Origin of the sequence: Leptospira kanakyensis, assembly GCF_004769235.1 — a bacterium.
Taxonomy (GTDB): Bacteria; Spirochaetota; Leptospiria; order Leptospirales; family Leptospiraceae; genus Leptospira_A; species Leptospira_A kanakyensis.
Genome location: NZ_RQFG01000019.1, coordinates 718,164 through 736,105, shown reverse-complemented (window position 1 = coordinate 736,105; position 17,942 = coordinate 718,164). Strand labels below are relative to the sequence as shown.

Genomic DNA, 17,942 nt, shown 5'->3' with positions numbered 1-17,942 from the left:
CTAGTTAATGTCTATAGTTCGTCGAGTAATTTCTTAGCTTTACGTTGTTCTACGATTTGATCCGCTTCGATTTCAGGAAGGGATGCAGCTTTTCCTTTTATAACGTAATCCAATTGTTTTTTGAATTTGTCCTCATTTCCTTTGAGGCTGCTTTCTGCATACAATACACGCACCGCAAAGTAGTTCGGGTGTTTTGCAATTGCTTCTTCAAAAAGTTTTGCTGCTAGTTTTTTATCTCCTGTTGGAGAAAGGGCGTTACTTGCTGCATCATATCTGAGTGTTGCAGAGTAGAAATATTCTTTACCCATGGATTTTTCGATTTCTTTCACTCGGTTCACCATTGCAGAAAAATTAGAACGGTTTGCAAGTAATGTGGTAAATCCTACTAAACGAGACCATTTAGCAAGGGATGCATATCTCCAGTAGAGAGCATCAATGTCTTGTGGTCCAAGAACATCTAAAGATTTTTCGATCGTTAGTTTTTCTTTGACTACTTTGTCTCTAAATTTTGGATTTAATGCAAGAGCAGCTTCACACCAAGTCACAGCAGCGTCGTAAAATTGGATGGATTCTTCTTTTACTTTTTCGTCTGCATCGGCGTCACCTGTAAGTTTTAACCAAAGATGTCCGTCACTTAAAAGATAGTTCCCACGGCAAAGTAGAACTTTCACGTCAGCATATTGAGGATTCTCAATGGCAAATTTTTCTAAACCAACAAGGGCTTGTCTGAGGTCTTGTTCGTTTTGTCTGTTTTTCCAGAGTTTTTCAAGATCAGCAGGTAGTTTTGCTGGGGTAGTGGCTCTCTCTACATTCGAGTCAGAGATTTTGACAGATCTTGATTTTCCACAAGCAACAACAGAAACTAAAACTAGTCCTGCCATTACGATTTTTGACCAATGTTTTGTTTGGTACATTTTGTATCATCCTCCAAAAGATAACAGGGAATACTCCCTTTCTATTTGTATCCTCTTGGTTCTTCTTTGGGGTCAAAATTTAGAAAAATTCTAAAAAAAGTACAAAGAATTCCCATGATTCCGGAAAAAAATACATGCATTTGACTTAAATGCAAGAAAGTTTTATTTTAAGGGACAATAAGAGTGTTCGAAGGAATGGAAACTCGGAAAGTCCGAGTGCTATCCTGTAGGTTGACTGAAAGACCGAGGGTCCTCATCGAAATGTAAGTTCCTGTGATGAGGGTGGTAAAAATCCGGCAAGAGACCCCCGCCGTGTTAGGATTGGTCGAAGGATCGACCTCAAAGGTATATTCAATGGGTTGTACAATGGCAGCTTGGGCCAGAAAACATTCTGCTCCTAGATTCAAGTCAGGTGGATTTTGGGCCAAGGCTTCTGTCGTTCCTGAGTAAATTCGGTAACCTTGGAAGATGAATTCGGGGTTTTGGGCTCGAACTTTTAGGATGAAATTAGAATTCCCGTTGTTGACGATCGAAATCAGGGTGGGTGGGGCCTGAACAGAGGCTGTTGTGGAATAATTGGTACAACGGAAAGTGCAGAAGACCACCAATCCAGTAAAAAAGAGTCGGAATAAAAAATGACCAGTGTTCATTTTTCCCCTCTTTTTTCTCGGTTTTTCCTCCGCCACCAATAGAAGGCAACCACTAAGATGGCAACCGCCACTAGGCTTAAGATGATGGTTTGGCCATTACGAACCCAACCCATAAGTTCATCAAAATTATGGGCCCCGTAATATCCTAAATAGACCCAAATGGGTACTGAAATGAGAGCAGCAAATCCATCGGTAAGAACGAAACGAATGAAACTGATTTGTTTCGAAGTGCCCGCTGTAAAGAAGATTGGCATGCGGAGTCCTGGCATAAAACGCCCAAAAAAGACCACCCAACGACCATATTTTTTAAACTGTTCCTTTACCGTATCAAACCGTTCTGGATGGAGAACCGTTCTTAAAACAGGAAGGGTAAGGGCCTTTTCTCCGTAATAACTTCCGAGCCAGAAAACAAAACTATCTCCGAGAAGAACCCCGGCCATCCCCACAAAAAACATGATATGTACATTTGCATAACCTAGACCGGCAATCACTCCACCAGCGGTGAGAGAAATATCTTCGGGGACGGGAAGACCAAATCCACAGAGGATTAGAATTCCAAAAACGGCAAAATAACCGTATTGCATAAAAATGGAAACTAGAGTTTGTAGAAAGTCCATGAGGGATTTATACTGATTTTATGGTTTCGTTCAAAAAGGAAAGAGATTTATGAAGAAAGGGAGAAACGAGCTCCTTGCCAGTGAAGAAAAAAACCTTGCTCCTTATGCAGTGAGCAGTCGAAATCCGGGAGAACGAGAGTATGAGGAACCAGAACATCCTTACCGCCTTCCTTTTCAAAGAGATAGAGATCGTATCATTCATTCGCATGCATTCAAAAGGTTAGACTACAAAACTCAAGTTTTTGTTTATTCGGAAGGGGATCATTTTCGAAATCGTCTTACCCATACCTTAGAAGTCGCAGGAATTTCTAAAACCATATCTAAAGTGCTTGGATTGAATGAAGACTTGAGTGAAACCATTGCCCTTGCTCATGATTTGGGCCACTCACCTTTTGGCCATGCAGGGCAAGAAGCACTTTCGGAACTGATGCGTGGGAAAGGTGGGTTTGAACACAATAAACAGTCGTTACGAGTGGTTCAAAAGTTAGAAAGACGGTATCCTGAATTTCCAGGTCTCAATCTTTGTGGTGAAACTCTTCTCGGAATTATGAAACACGGAGGAGATTATGAGAAATCAGATTTACTCGATATTAGACGAGGTCTTGGCCCTTCACTCGAAGCAATGGTCGTAGACAGTTCAGATGAAATCACTTATAGTGCTCATGATTTGGAAGATGGATTAGAAAGTGGTCTTTTAGAACTCTCAGACGTAAAACAATTGAAAGTCTGGAAACGAATGGAAGAGGCACTTCCGAAATCTATTTTTTCTGATAAAGATTCGATTTCGAGATCTTTAGGAAGGGTCATTCTTAATTTAATGGTTTCTGATTTGATTGATAGTATCGATACAAATTTGAAAAAGTTTTTGATCCATACTAGAGAAGATGTGGCTTTAGCCTTCCAGAACCAAAAAAAAATAGTTCAATTTTCGGAAGGGTTCCAAGAAGAATTTAGAGAACTAAAATCCTTTTTATTTGGAAATTTATACCGTCATCCAGAAGTTTCTCGAATGAGTGAACGCGGGAAAGAAACTATATTTTTGTTATTTAAACACTTTGAATCCCATCCTGAATCCATTCCAGAATCCTATCGCAAACGGGAAGAGGAAGAAGGCCGTATGCGTGTGATTTGTGATTATATAGCTGGAATGACAGACAGATATGCCATAGAAAAGTTAAAAAGAGAAGGGATCCTTTGGTTTCCTTATTAAGGATCATATAAAAAAGAAATTTGTTTTTTTAGAGTTCGGAGTTTTCTAATATGTATAAACTATATTCAAACCCTCGTTCCCCTTACAGTATGCGAGTCCATATTTATTTGCGGTATAGGAATTTACCCTATGAAACCATTCCTATTGTTTTGGAAAAGTTGGAAAATCGAAAGAAACCATTTATACAAATCAATCCCTATGGAAAGGTTCCCGTACTTCAAGATGGGGAATTTGTTTTATCAGAATCATCAGCAATCATTCGTTATTTGGAAGAAAAACATAGTTTTCCGAATCCATTTTTCTCTACAGACATCCAGTCGAGAGCCCTCCTAAACCAAGCCATCAATCGTTGTGAATCGGAATTTTGTTTTCCAGGAAGTATCATTTATTTCGCCAAAAAATTTGTTCCCGAAGAAAAATGGGACGAGAAACGAATGAAGGATTCTTCGAAACGAATCGGAAGGCATTTTGATATTTTGGAAGGAATCTTGGAATCCAATGATTACCTGCACGAGAATCAGTTTGGTTTTTTAGAAGTGTTATATGCTCCTTTTATTAAAAATATTGGATTGATGGATACTAAACTTCCTCTCTCTGTTGAGAATTGGATCAAACGTGTGTTAGGCCATGTAAATGTGAAAGAAGTTTTAGGAGATTAGGATAGAATGGAATGGAAGAAGGAGAGATCAAAGTTTTTAGATTTGATTCTCTTCTAAATTGATTTAGTCTTTTGAATTCCCTTCATTTAGAAATTGATTTTGTAAGGTATGGGATAACTCTTTCCAGTTTTTGGCCCAGTCGGTGGACCCATCTTTTCCCACAAGATTGGTGATCGCTAAATAAGCAGTCACTGTTACTGAAAATTTTGCGGCCACCTTCGCGATTCCAAATAGTTCCAAGTTTTCCACTTCTAAATTTTCCCAGGAGGGATCTGGTGGGTTTTTTAATTCAGCCAAAGTGATGGTTGTTGGCGCATTACAATTGGCAGCTTGGAATGATTTGTCTGTAATCAGTTCATAAAATTCTGGTGTTACCGGAATTTGTTTGGATAGTTTAAGTGTATGGCTTAGTTCTTTCGTATAGACAAGGTTTGGTGATACGATAGATCCAATCGAAAAGTTTGTCCACTCGTAGGCCCCACAAGATCCAAAAAAAATAATATTCTGAATTTCTTTTTTTTGAGAAAGGTATTGGGATAAATTGACTGCTGCGTCTAAATTTCCAATTCCCATTACTTCGAGATGGGGGAATTTTCCAGAAGCACGAAGGATTCCGACTTCTCCTTCAAATGCTCCTGTAATGAGTGTTTGGTTACGGTTAAAGGGTAACAAGTCCTTCCGTTTCAGGATAACCATACATCAAATTCAAATTTTGTAAGGCTTGTCCTGCCGCCCCTTTCACAAGGTTATCTAATGCTGAAACAATCACCAAAGTATTCCCTTTGATTCGGAATCCGAGATCTAGAAAGTTTGTATTTTGAACTTTTCGAATCTCAATTTCTTCTGGAGTTTGATACAACCGTACAAAAGGTTCCTTCTCTGCTGCAGATTGAAATTTTTCTTTTACTAGTTCTGCATTAATTCCTTTAGGGAAAGAAACATAGATAGTGGCTAAGATCCCTCGGTAGATGGGAAGTAAATGTGGAGTGAAGTGGATTTCTTTTTCTTCTGTTCCTACAAAACCGTATTCTTCCATTTCTGGTTCGTGTTGGTGTGTAAGAATTTTATATGCTCGAAAATTTTCATATACATTGGTATAAGCAAATTTGATTTCTTCCGTTCTACCACCAGCGCCGCTGACACCAGACTTTGCATCCACAATGACCGGGCCTTGGATTTCTTTTCTAAGGTTTCCAAGGAGTGCAATGGGAAGGATGGCTGAGGTCGCATAACAACCTGGATTTGATACAAAATGAGCATTTTTTAATTTTTCTCTAAAAAGTTCAGGAAGCCCGAATACAACTTGGTCCATCATTCCAAATTCGCTATGCACAAACTGGTAGGCAGTTTCGAATTTCTCCTTGTTGTGGAGTCGAAAAGTTCCTGAAAGGTCAATGACCTTTCGGCCTTCCTTTAAGAACTGCGGTGCCTTCTCCAAAGAAACTTCGTTTGGAGTGGCAAGGACAATGCCTGCCTCTTTCGGAACCGGGGCATCGTGTTTATGAAACTTTAAATCAGGTAAATGGCTGAGATCAGGGAATACCTCTCGAATGTGTTTTCCATCCACTTGGTTGGAAGTGACATGTACGAGTTCAAAATTTGGATGATGGGCGAGAAGTTTTGTCAGTTCTTTTCCCGTAAGGCCACCAGCACCTATGATTGCCAATTTTGTTTGTTTCATATTGAAGGAACCAAGGTCAAGATTTTGGGATTGGTTCGTGCTGTCAAACGGCTCTTTTTAGAATTGGCTTGATTTTACAGAAACATCCGGTTTACTGATTTGACCTTCGTTATGGTTACATCTGCGGCTCTGCTTTTGCAATTTTCGAATCAGATGAAGTCCAAAGGACTTTTGATTCTTGTATCCATTCGGATGGTGATCGGTTGGATTGGGCTTGTTGCTTCCTTTTTAAATCTGGGAAAACCTCCATTTTGGGTCGCTTGTTTTGTCGGACTTTATTTTTTATCTTCCTCTTTACTCGCTAAATATAAAATCAAAAACAAACTAGTTTCTGATTTAGGAAATTCTTCTATCATCGGTTTTTTAGTTTTAGATTTTTGCATAATCCTTTCTGGATTTTATTTAACCATCCTAAACCATCCAACTGGGTTAGTAGCCACTCCCATCCAAAATGCTATTTTTTTCTCCATTTTCTTTTTGTACCAACTCTACATTGGTTTTTTTCTGCATCGGAAATTTTCTGCCATTATGGGAATGTTTGTGATTGTGGGTTATATCGGTGGGATCATTCTCGCAACTTTGAACGGAGCTGAATTTTTTACCGGATACAGGCTTGTCCCGCAAACACCAAATCGAATTGTTTTACCCCTTGAGATCTTAAAAGTCATTTTGCTTTTAGGTATTACCATTTGTATTGTACGATTGGTATCTTTTTTATTAGATATATTAGAGAATAATAATAAATCCCTTGTGGAAGAATTAAACAAAAGAGAAACTTTGTTATTAAAAAATGATCGTTTAGTAACACTGGGAACCTTAGCTTCCAATGTAGCACATGAAATCAACAATCCACTTGCTGGGATTAAATCGATGAACGAATTTCTTTATGAAGAAGAGTTATCTTTTTTGACAAGAAAGGAACCGGTCTGGCGAGAAAAAGAAAAACAACTACTTTGGAAACACAGAACAAGAAAAGAAAAACGAGAAGATTATGATTTGATTTTGAATTTTTTTTCATTTTTGCCGAAAGGAGATCTTCATTTCTTAGCCGACCGCTGTATTGATATTGGAGTGGATCACCGAAGTTTTGAAGGACTGGTGAAAGAAGATACGAAAGATTGGGACTTTGTGTATTTGTGGCTCAAATTTAAAACGATGGAAAAAGCTAATTTATTAGTTTCTAATGCGATTAGTAGAACCGAAAAAGTAATTTCAACCTTTCGACAATTCTCATTACCATTTTTTGAACAAGATAAAACTAGAGTTTTTATCGGCGAGGGCATCCGAGATATTTTATTCCTTTATAATCAATATTGGGAAATCAGTCGTAGATTGGTTACGGAGATAGATGATCGTATCGAAGTACTAGTTTGTGAACCAGCGATCAAACTTGTATGGTCACATTTACTTTTTAACGCCATCCAAGCTACCTCTCCCAATTCAGGAGAAATCAAAGTCACTGTGCGTTTGAAAAACGAAAAGGAAGTCGAAGTATTAATTGCCGACAATGGTTTGGGAATTTCCATTCCTTTGCAAAACCAAATCTTCCAGCCATTTTTTACAACGAAAGAAAAGGGAGAGGGCATCGGTCTTGGGCTTTATATTTCAAAAGAAATCATCAAAAACCAAAATGGTAAAATTGATTTTGAATCTCAGCCTGGGAAAACAACTTTCTCTGTCATTTTACCGGTTGCAGAATGAAAAACCATCCATTAGAATTTAACTATATGTTAGAGTGGAAAACTGTTGTTTTTAGAATCTTGTTTTTACTGGTTTTATTTAGTTTTGGATTTGGTTGCCAATGGAAAAACCCTGACTATGAAAGTATTGCCATTACAATTACGAATGAAGCCAAAACCAATTTGGTACAAAAACTAAATTCGAAAATTGCTGAGGGTGGAACAAAACAAGCAATTCCATTTTGTAAACTGAATGCCATTGGTTTTACGAATGGATTAGGTCAAAAAAATGGAGTCACTCTCCGCCGTATCACAAATAAACCTCGGAATCAATCGAATCTACTCTCTGCAAATGAGGAAAAAATTTTTTTAGAAATAGAAAAATTAAAAACACCGGAAGGTGTATTTCCAAACAAATCCATCACGTCGGATGATTCTGTGACAGTGTACATTCCCATCCCAGTGATGGGATTTTGTCTCCAATGCCATGGAAATCTAAATGAGATTCAAAAAACAACGAAACAAATTCTTGACCAAGAGTATCCAAATGACAAAGCCATTGGTTACAAAGTTGGGGAACTAAGAGGCCTATTTTCGGTGCAGTTTCCTAAATAAATTCCCGAATTCTTAGAAATCATGAATCCAATAACATTTATCGCAGGCAAACGAGAGTTATGTGAATTGGTATTGGAGTCTGGTTTACATGGATTTCTAGTATGGGATACCTCGGTCGGTATTGTCTACCCGAGTCCTGTTGCTTGTAAGTCAATGGGAATGACAGAAGAACAATCTTTTCCTGCAGAATGTATTCTTACAAATTCGGGGATCCGTCTGGAAACGGCACTTGGATCAAAAGGTTCTATCATCGGTCGCATTTGTTTTGATCCGAGTAATAGTGCCGGCTTCCCTTTCCGAATGTATCTCAAGGAATTTACGGAATCAGGAAAACAGTTTGTACTCATTGTTTTGGATTCCAGTATGGAGTTCTCAAACACAACAAACCCACACATCTTACAATCCACAGAACTTTCCCGGGACTTATTTTCCTCGGCGTTTCGAAGTTCTAGTATCGGAATGAAAATTGAAAATCCTCATGGCGAAGTGATTGAAGTGAATCCTACTTTTTGCCAGTGGCTTGGTTATTCTGCACAAGAACTAAAAACAAAATCCATCTCGGACATCACTCATCCAGAGGATTTGAAAGTTGAACTTTCTTTTTTGGAAAAATTAAATCGCGGGTCAATCCAGAGTTTTCAAATCAAAAAACGTTATGTAACAAAAGATGGACATTTCATTTGGGCAGTACTCAGTAAATCCATCATTCGAGACCATTCGGGAAACCCAATCTATTATCTCTCACAAATTTTAGATATTTCTGAATCCTTACAAGCGGAGATGGAATTACAAAATTTATCAAGGCTTCTGGACCAAGTGGCGGGTTTAGCAAAAATTGGTGGTTGGGATTTGGATTTAAAAACCAATAAAGCAAACTGGACCAATGTAACAAAAAGAATTCATGAAGTAGAAGATGATTATATCCCTAGTGTCAGTGGTGGAATTAGTTTTTATCATTCGGAAGATAGCCAAAGAAAGATTGCCAATGGTGTCGATTTACTTTTAAAAGAAGGTAAAGAATACGATTTAGAATTGGAAATGGTGACTGCCAAAGGAAATCAAACTTGGGTGCGGACGATTGGTCGGGCTGAATATGAAAACGGAAAAATTGTAAAAATTTACGGAACCATCCAAGATATCAATGAACGTAAAAAATGGGAAATGGCTCTTGCTGCGCAAACTGCCATTTTATGGTCGTTTGTGGAACATGCCCCTGCGGCTGTTGCTATGTTAGACCAAGAGATGCGTTATGTGGCACTTAGCCAACGTTGGATTGAGGATTATAAAATTCCTTTTTCTAAAGAAGAAGTCATAGGCAAAGGTCATTACGAAATTTTCCCTAATATTGGTTCGGAATGGAAAGAGATTCATTCTCGGGGTTTACGTGGAGAAGTTTTAAAAAGAGATGAAGACGTTTGGCGGCCACCCGGTTGGGATAAAGATCAAGTTTTACAATGGGAAATTCGTCCCTGGAAACAGTTAGGTGGTGGTATTGGCGGAATTCTTATGTTCACTCGTGACATTACAGAAGCCTATGAAACCAAATTAGAATTAAAATATGCCAAAGAATTTGCTGAAAAAGCATACAGTGCGAAGTCGGAATTTTTAGCCAATATGAGTCATGAGATCAGAACTCCGCTGAATGGAATTATTGGATACTCTGATTTACTGGCAGAGACATTAGAAAATTCTTCTTATAATGAATATGCACAAATTGTAAAACAATCAGCACATGCACTCCTTAACATTGTAAATGATATTTTGGACTTCTCCAAAGCGGAAGCAGGTAAACTACAACTCGCAGAAGAATCATACGATCTTAAAAAAATAGTTATGGAAGCCATCAAAATTATGAATATCCAAGCCATCATCAAAGGTTTGGATATTCATTTTCATATTGATGAAAATATTCCAACACTACTGATGTTTGATTCCAATCGTTTGCGCCAGGTGATTTTAAATTTGCTCGGAAATGCCATCAAGTTTACGGAGTCAGGTTTGGTGGAATGTAATGTCAAACGTTTGGATTTGGCAGATCCGAAGAAGGTAAGTTTACGAATTTCCATCAAAGATACGGGGATCGGCATTGCAAAAGAAAGCCAAGAAAAGATTTTTGATTCTTTTACTCAGGAAGATTTTTCCACCACACGAAAGTTTGGTGGAACTGGTCTTGGTCTAACCATTTGTAAACAACTTTTAACTCTTATGAAGTCCAAATTACAATTAAAAAGTGAGTTAAACCAAGGTAGCGAATTTTATTTTGATATCCAACTGAGAATTCCTGAATTTGATCCTATATTGAATCCTTCACCTTCAGAAACCAAATCCCAAGAAGAAGAAATGAATCTTCGGTCTAATACGGCACAATCATCTAAAATTTTAGTTGTAGAAGACAATCCTGTGAACCTCGGACTCATGAAAAATTTCATCAAACGAATTTTACCTGAGGTAAAAATTCTAGAAGCCCAAAATGGAGAAGAGGCCATTTCTGTTTTCCAATCGGAATCACCTACATTGATTCTTATGGACATCCAAATGCCTGTGATGAACGGATATGATGCTACAAAAGAAATTCGAAAACTTGAAACTGGAAAAACCTTACCAATCATCGCGGTGACAGCCGGGATCATTGCTGGGGAAAAAGAAAAATGTTTGGGGATTGGAATGAATGATTATATCAGCAAACCAGTCCAAAAAGAAAACTTAAAACAAATACTTTTAAAATGGTTATAAGCTAAAAAATTTAAGGATCAAACCGGAAAAGGCCACCTAGACGAATGGAATAAACCTCTCCGAGACTTGAGGAACGAACGTATTTGTTTCCCGGATCTCTTAGTTCTCCCACACCACTAAAAGGATCATAACTAGAGATATGTGCAGACTGTCCAGAATACCTCTCCACATCTTTATAATAGGTTCTAAATAAATCGGTTTGTATAAAAAATCGAATCCGTTCTTCTGGATCAAAATACATTCGGAATCCATAGTTTTGGTTTTCACGCACAGCACCCATTACTTTTGGATTTGATGTCCACTGGAAACTATCTGACCTACTAATGGTTAGTTGGTTATAATCGGCTCCAATTAAAACTTCGGGGTTTGTGATTTTTGAGACACCTCCATGAATCCCAATTCCGAATTGGCTTGAAACTTCGTAGTTAAAACTTAAAAAACCAGTGACTTCCCTCGGCGAGTTGTATTTGGTTCTCGTATTTGTTTTAGCATCGCTAAAATAAGATCCAGATAGAAAACCATATTGGCTATCCGTAAATTCTGCACCATAAGTTGTGGATTGGAATTGGGAAATGCTCGAAGCCGTTACCGAATTTAAGTTTGTACCATAACTGACTTCTCCTCTGGATTCAAGAGATCCCCATTTCCAAGTGAATCCAAAAGAAACACCACCTGAGGTTAGATTTGTCCTTCGGTTAGATTCTCTTTGTAAAAGCCCTGAAACTGGTGTGGCATTGGGATCGGAACGACTGGGATCGTATTGTAAATAACTCCCATCCCTAGAGGAATCACTATAAGGATCGCTTACTTTAAGTTTGGTGCCGATTGCAGATGTTGTAAACATTAAGTTTGTTGTGGGTAACCAGTCAATTCGAGCAGCAACCGTGGGCATGGAATTTCTTTCTACATTGATTTTAACTTGTGGATCATTATGAAATCCGGTTGTACCAATGGCAGATCCGAATTTGAATTTGCCAACTTTATACCAAACGCCAATCTGTTCTCTTTGCCATCCAATATTTCCAGAGGCAGACATAAAGGCACTGGAGTTAAAAGAGTGAGGAAACACCCCGGCAAATAAATCCCAAGTCCTACCCATAAAGATTTCGAACGAAGAGTTCGGTGTGTACTTAAAATAAATTTGGCGGACTCGTGGTTTGGTTTCCGGGCCAATCGAACTTTTGGATACATCTACAAAATCTGCCTCAAAAATACCTTTGAGTTTGGTTCCATAACTGATTTCCGTACCAAGTAGGGAACTGGTAGGATAAATTCCTGAACGAGGCTCAGAATCTCGTGCTTGTATTTGTCGTTTGGCCATGGTGGGAGCTACAAGGTTATCAAATCCAAAGGAAAGAACGGAACCATTTGCATAAGCATAATCCGTTTTCACCATCCCGGTCATCTTGAATTGGAGTTCATTTATGGGTTTCGCTGTTTCTAATTCTGGTTTTGAATCTGCCCCCTTGGGGTCGTTAGGGATTTCGGTAGGACTACTGTTTGTTTTCTTTTTTGGCTCCGCTACCAAAACAAAGAATGGAAAGAAAAGAATTACCATCATTAAGAAAGTATAAACTTTTTCCTGGAGAAACTTTTTTCCTTGAGGTGCTGGGGTCATAAATGTTATGACACTCTATACTCTTTGTAATAGTAATGCAAACAAGATTCGGAAATAATTTATATTTAAGGAAAGAACTTTTATGAAATTGAAATGGGAACCAGATTCACTCCGTACGAAACTATTGCTGCTTACCGTTCTTTCTGTTGCGATTTCTGCAAGTCTCACCGGTTTTTTAAGTTATTATGTTGGTAGAAGTACGATCATTTCCAAATTAGAAAGTTTTGATATATTAAAAATCTTAGAATCCAAATCGGCATCCATTGATTCCATCTTGGAACGCGCAAAAGAAACGGCCACTTTACTGGTCTCTGATGAAAATACCATTTTATGGGCAAAATCAGGTGAACCGAAAGGAGAAAGATCAGAGATTGTATTTAAAAGTTTATCTGCTTACAAACAAAAATTAGGTTATATTACTTATCTTGGCCTCATCAATCCCTTAACAAAAAATTATTTTAATCAAAAAGCGGATAAAATTGATACCTTACGAGAGGAAGATCCGGATGATTCTTGGTTTTTTGAATTGGTGGCTTCTGGCGAAGAAATTGTGGTTAATATGGATTATACGGCAGAATATAAGTCATATGCCATTTTTGTGAATGGGGTAACCATCCAAAATGGAAAACCAGTTTTGATTAGTTCCATTGGAATTGATGTGTCCAACGCTTCCAAACAATTTACTCAGGTGGATCAATTTAGCGGAGAGAGTTGGCTTATCGATGGAAATGGACAAATCAAACTCGCTGCAGATATCAGTTTATTAAATAAGGATATCAAAACTGCTTTTCCAGAAGGGATAACGGAAAAGTTAAAAGAATCAACGGAAGATGTATTTGTTTTTAGAGGAAAAAACAATTTGGGAAATGATTGTTTGTACGGAGTATATAAGTTACACTCTGTACCTTGGAGAGTGATTTACCGAGTTCCGGTGGCAACAATGACTAAGTCCTTAGATTCCATTTCCTTTTTTACAATCTTAAGTATTGTGTTTTCTGTTGTTTTTGTTTCTTTTGGAATGGGTTATATTTTAACAAAAGTAACCAATGCTCTGAGAGAGGCATCCATTCTGATGAATCGCATTTCGCATAACGAACTAACTGTGGAAGTCCCCAAAAACCAATTAGAAAGAAAGGATGAAATTGGAGGCATGGCAAACAGTTTGGAAAAGATGCGAAAAAATCTAATTTCCATTGTAAAAAAAATCCAATCTTTGTCGGAATCGTTAACTGTAAAAAGTGGGCATCTATCTTCCTTAGCTTCCGATTCTTCTGCAACAATGGAAGAAATTGCCTCTTCTGTACAAGAACTTTCAGCTAGTGCTGAAAATGTTTCCGCATCTGCAGAGGAAATTTCTTCTCAATCCAATTCTATGATTGAGACATTGGGTTTACTCGGTGATGAAATGGAAATGGTTTCCAAAGGTGCGGAAAACATAGAACTAAAAGCAGGTCAGTTGGAAAGTTTTGCAGGTAAATCACTTAGTGAGGCAAGAAGCCTATTTGAAACTATCAATGCCAAAATTCAAAATGCGGTGAAGGATGCCGAAGCAATCAAAGAAATCCGAGAACTCGCAAGTATGATATCTGAAATTGGGGAACAAACCAACTTACTTTCATTAAATGCTGCTATTGAGGCGGCGAGGGCAGGGGAACATGGTCGTGGTTTTGCGGTTGTTGCTACGGAGGTGTCTAACTTGGCTGGAAAATCACAAGATACAGTCAAAAAGATCGTGGAACTCAATAAAAAACTAGAAAAAGCCATGATGGAAATGGTGGATTCGGTAAAGGAACTTCTCAGCATGATTACAGAGAAAGTCATTCCTGATTACGAGGAGGTGGCAGCATCCGGTAGGCAATACCGAGCCCAATCGGAAGAAATCAACCAACTTGCGAAAAGAACTTTTACCCTCTCTCGAGAGATTAGTGCAAGCATTACGGAAGTCCACCAAGCCATCCTTTCCGTTTCTGATGCTATGAACCAAAATGCCTTAGCCTTGGGTGAAATCAACTCGGGAACCAACCAAATCAGTGACGCTTCTGTGCAAACAGCTGATAGTTCCCAGGAATTGACACAGGCTGCCGAAGATATGAAGGAAATTGCTTACCAGTTTAAATTGTAATTTATAGAAATCTGCTTTCCCAGGCCAAAATCTGTTGTTTTTCCAATGCCAGAATAAAAACTGACCAGTTAGTCAACTTTTTTGTTTTAAATTCTAGTTTTGGGAATTCACGAATGCAGAACATTGCTAAATTCATTACCGATAAAACACTTATCGTTCAGTTCATTTTAGTCCTTTTGGTTTTGATTGGACTTTCCCGTTTGCTTTCTATGCATAGGGAAGCTTTCCCAAATGTGGCCTTGGATAAAATTGTCATCGAGGCTCCACTTCCAGGTGCTACGCCAGAAGAAATAGAACGACTAGTCGCCATTCCCATCGAAAAGAAATTACGGGCAGTTGCAAAAATTGACAAAATCAGAAGTTATAACCTAGAAAATGTTAGCGTCATTATGATTTTCATCGTGGAAGGAACTAAAAATACCAAAAAGGTATTGGATGATATCAAAGATGCCGTCGACTCCGTCCGCCTTCCAGACAATGCACAAAAACCTAAGGTAAGGGAAATCACAACTGAAAAACAAGAAGTTATCAGTCTTGCTCTTTCTCTAAAGGAAAATTCGGGTGACTCCATTGCCGATTATCGCAAGTTACGCGATGCTGCTAAAGGATATGAAGATCGATTCTTTCAAATTAAAGAAATCGCTGAAATAGAAAAAATCGGATACCGAAATCGTGAGTTTCTTGTGGAAGTAAATCCCAAAGCCTTAAATGCAAAAGAAGTAGGGCTTAATACGGTTCTGAATGCACTTGGTTCCAGAAATATCAATATTCCTTCCGGAAGATTAAAAGTGAATGGAACCGAATATCTACTTCGTACACGAGGTGACTTTGAAGAAGCAAAAGATATGTTATCTGTTCCTATGCTTGGGAACGAATTTGGTTTTGCCACTGTTCTAAAAGATGTAGCCAAGGTTGTAGATGGATTTGAAGAAGAACAAACATACGAAAAGATAAACGGTGAAAATAGTATCATCCTTCGAGTTTGGAAAACCGATCAAGCAGATATCATTTCCACTGCTGACTCTGTAAAAACTTTAGTATCTTCGATTCAAGGAAATTTCCCAGAAGTAGAAACGAAAATATACGATGATAAAAGTAATGATGTTCGTCGCCAACTAGGTGATTTGATTTTGAACTTTGAAACTGGACTCGTTCTTGTTTTACTTTCTCTCATTTTTATTTTGGGTATGAGACTGAGTATTATGATTAGTGTTGCGATCATTTTTATCTTTCTCATTTCTTTTATCTTTTTAAAACAATTTGGGTTCACCATTAATACCATTACTATCTTTGGAATGGTGATGGTTCTTGGGATGATGGTGGACAATTCCATTGTTGTGGCCGAAAACACTTATCGTTTGATGCAAGAAGGGATGGAGAGGAGAGAGGCAATCTTACAAACTTTTAAAGATGTACTCGTTCCGCTCTTAGTATCGTTTCTCGTAATTTCTGCGGCATTTTTCCCACTTTTATTTATGAGTGGAGTGATTGGAAAATTTATTTTAGGAATTCCTGCGGTAGTTCTTATCACACTTGCAAGTTCCTTACTTTTTGCTCTTGTGTTTTTACCAAACTGGTTAAATAAATTTTTACCCAAAACATTCCAAGGTAAAATCAAAAAAGATGAATCTATCGAAGAGAAGGAAGGGGCGTTTGGGTATGTAATTTCTGGATACAAACGAACCATGACTTTTGCTTTAAAACATAGGATCTTCGTTCTTTCCATTTTTACATTTATCTTTTTCTTCACCTTATTCCTTGCTGGAAGGTTTTTACCTTTTGTGATGTTTCCTTCAGGAAGTGAAGAAGATATCGAAATTAAAATTTGGATGCCGATTGGTACAACTCTCCAAAAGAACCGAGATATCATTGAGAAAATCGAACCTGTTGTTACAAAGATGGCAGGAAAAGATTTTATCCATTTACGAAGTCGCATAGGGATTCATGAAAATCCCATCACAGATCCGAAACCTGGTTTGGAAGTTCATAGATCACACCTAACAATGAAATTGGTGACTGCAGCCGATAGAAAAGAATGGGAAGATGCAAGAACTCTTGTGAAAAAAATCAGAGAATACATTCAGGAAAATAAAGTTTCAGGTAATTTTCCGAAAGATATGATTTATGATGTAAACGCGAAAATCAAAGGGCCACCAGTAGGAAAACCAGTGAGTTTAGAAATTCGTGGTGCTGACTTTGATGTCATCCAAGAGATCGCTGATTTATATATCAAAGAACTAAAAAAGATGGATGGTGTGTCTGACATACGTATCGATTTGGAACTAGGGAAGGAAGAATACCGATTTTTTGTCAAAGACGAAATTGCGGGAAGAACCGATGTGAGTGCAAGAGACATTGCACGTTCCATTCGCACTGCATTTAACGGTGAGGTGGCATCTACAATTAGTAAAGGCGAAGATAAAATCAATATCCTGGTTCGATTTCCTGAAGCCGAGAGACACTCTGTTGCCAGTTTGAATTTGGTGAAAGTGGAAAATCGAAATCGAAGGCTCATCCCTTTAAGTCAGGTTGCTTATTTTGAAAAAGATAGAGATTATTCGATGATCAACCGTCAAGACTTACAACGAGTGGTGCGACTTGAGGCTTCCGTAGATACTGATAAAACTACCTCTTTATACGTGAACCGACAGTTGAAAAACATAGTGAACGTGGACAAATATGTTAAAGATGACTATTCCGTAATTTTTGGTGGGGAACAGGAAGACGCTGGTAAATCTTTCCGTGATTTAGGAACTTCTATGTTACTTGCAGTTGCCGTGATCTTTGGAATCTTTATTGTGTTTTTTAATTCCGTTGGAACCACTACGGTTATCATTGGATCTATTCCCTTTGGGATAGTCGGTGTGTTGTTTGCACTCATGACACATGGAATGCCACTTAGTTTTATGAGTACCCTGGCCATCGTTGCATTAAGTGGATCGATCGTTGCCAATACTCTCATTCTGATTACTTTTATTGAAGAACTTCGTTTGCAAGGGATGTCGATTGAAGATGCGATCATCAACGGCGGGGCCATCCGCCTTCGTCCGATTTTTCTAACAACGATTAGTACTGTGATAGGACTTGTACCAAGTGCTTACGGAATTCCTACATTAGATCCATTTGTACAACCACTGTCACTTGCTTTTGGATGGGGATTATTTTTTGCCACAGGTGTTACTTTGGTTTTTGTTCCTGTTTTATACCGAATCAAAGAAGATTTTAAACATATTTTTTCTAAGATATCTTTGGCTAGAATTCGAGGGGAACTTTAGTGAAAAGAGAGTAGATCCCTTATTATAGGGGATCATACTCTCTAAAAATTTCTATCAATACTCAAAGGGTGGTGGATCATCAGAATGGAACCACTCGTAACATAAAATCTTCCTTTCTATCGTATCTCCCTTTTAAAGCTTAGATCACCCAAAACGTTAAAAACGGTGC

13 protein-coding genes are annotated in these 17,942 nt (G+C 38.1%); 7 read left to right on the top strand and 6 right to left on the bottom strand.

Translation table 11 applies throughout. From position 1 onward, the window contains the following. Positions 1–11: 11 nt before the first annotated feature. From EHQ16_RS17800 to EHQ16_RS17790, 3 genes are all read right to left on the bottom strand, one after another. The gene (locus EHQ16_RS17800; RefSeq protein ID WP_135632509.1) at positions 12–914 is read right to left on the bottom strand and encodes a TRAP transporter TatT component family protein; all 903 of its coding nucleotides are present in this window, start codon (positions 912–914) and stop codon (positions 12–14) included. Positions 915–1,081: 167 nt separating this feature from the next. After that, on the bottom strand, positions 1,082–1,564 hold the full coding sequence (locus tag EHQ16_RS17795; protein ID WP_135632507.1) for an LIC11661 family lipoprotein: 483 nt from the start codon (positions 1,562–1,564) through the stop codon (positions 1,082–1,084). Further along, entirely contained in the window at positions 1,561–2,181 is a 621-nt protein-coding gene (locus EHQ16_RS17790) for a DedA family protein (RefSeq protein WP_135632505.1), read from the bottom strand. Before EHQ16_RS17790 ends, EHQ16_RS17795 begins: the two co-directional genes overlap by 4 nt. A gap of 49 nt (positions 2,182–2,230) precedes the next feature. On the opposite strand from EHQ16_RS17790, the gene EHQ16_RS17785 reads away from it, so the two are divergent. Together EHQ16_RS17785 and EHQ16_RS17780 are read left to right on the top strand one after the other, a co-directional pair. Next, complete coding sequence (locus EHQ16_RS17785; RefSeq protein ID WP_135632503.1) at positions 2,231–3,391, top strand: deoxyguanosinetriphosphate triphosphohydrolase; 1,161 nt, start codon at positions 2,231–2,233, stop codon at positions 3,389–3,391. A gap of 50 nt (positions 3,392–3,441) precedes the next feature. Beyond that, entirely contained in the window at positions 3,442–4,050 is a 609-nt protein-coding gene (locus EHQ16_RS17780; protein ID WP_135632501.1) for a glutathione S-transferase family protein, read from the top strand. Between the two features lie 63 nt (positions 4,051–4,113). Here EHQ16_RS17780 and EHQ16_RS17775 read toward each other — a convergent pair whose 3' ends face one another. Continuing rightward, positions 4,114–4,722 carry a nucleoside phosphorylase-I family protein gene (locus EHQ16_RS17775; protein ID WP_135632499.1) on the bottom strand — a complete coding sequence of 203 codons (609 nt, stop codon included), beginning with the start codon at positions 4,720–4,722 and terminating at the stop codon, positions 4,114–4,116. Next, a complete protein-coding gene (argC, locus tag EHQ16_RS17770) occupies positions 4,709–5,731 on the bottom strand; it encodes an N-acetyl-gamma-glutamyl-phosphate reductase (RefSeq protein WP_135632497.1) in 1,023 nt (340 codons plus the stop codon). Before argC ends, EHQ16_RS17775 begins: the two co-directional genes overlap by 14 nt. Before the next feature lie 153 nt (positions 5,732–5,884). Here argC and EHQ16_RS17765 point away from each other — a divergent pair, with 153 nt between their 5' ends. Genes EHQ16_RS17765 through EHQ16_RS17755 form a run of 3 tightly spaced genes read left to right on the top strand, consistent with a single transcriptional unit; the run spans position 5,885 to position 10,758 of the window. Further along, entirely contained in the window at positions 5,885–7,432 is a 1,548-nt protein-coding gene (locus EHQ16_RS17765) for a sensor histidine kinase (protein WP_244242135.1), read from the top strand. Continuing rightward, positions 7,429–8,025: a Tll0287-like domain-containing protein gene (locus EHQ16_RS17760; RefSeq protein ID WP_244242134.1), complete on the top strand. Its 597-nt coding sequence runs from the start codon at positions 7,429–7,431 to the stop codon at positions 8,023–8,025. The genes EHQ16_RS17765 and EHQ16_RS17760 overlap by 4 nt, the downstream gene beginning before the upstream one ends. A 21-nt stretch (positions 8,026–8,046) precedes the next feature. After that, positions 8,047–10,758 (top strand): PAS domain S-box protein, encoded by a 2,712-nt coding sequence (locus tag EHQ16_RS17755; protein WP_135632495.1) that lies wholly within the window; start codon positions 8,047–8,049, stop codon positions 10,756–10,758. Between the two features lie 10 nt (positions 10,759–10,768). Here the strand turns inward: EHQ16_RS17755 and EHQ16_RS17750 are convergent, their stop codons facing one another. After that, the gene (locus EHQ16_RS17750; RefSeq protein WP_135632494.1) at positions 10,769–12,376 is read right to left on the bottom strand and encodes a hypothetical protein; all 1,608 of its coding nucleotides are present in this window, start codon (positions 12,374–12,376) and stop codon (positions 10,769–10,771) included. Between the two features lie 82 nt (positions 12,377–12,458). On the opposite strand from EHQ16_RS17750, the gene EHQ16_RS17745 reads away from it, so the two are divergent. Next, complete coding sequence (locus EHQ16_RS17745) at positions 12,459–14,498, top strand: methyl-accepting chemotaxis protein (protein WP_135632493.1); 2,040 nt, start codon at positions 12,459–12,461, stop codon at positions 14,496–14,498. A gap of 113 nt (positions 14,499–14,611) precedes the next feature. Continuing rightward, complete coding sequence (locus EHQ16_RS17740) at positions 14,612–17,773, top strand: efflux RND transporter permease subunit (RefSeq protein WP_135632492.1); 3,162 nt, start codon at positions 14,612–14,614, stop codon at positions 17,771–17,773. Positions 17,774–17,942: the final 169 nt, after the last annotated feature.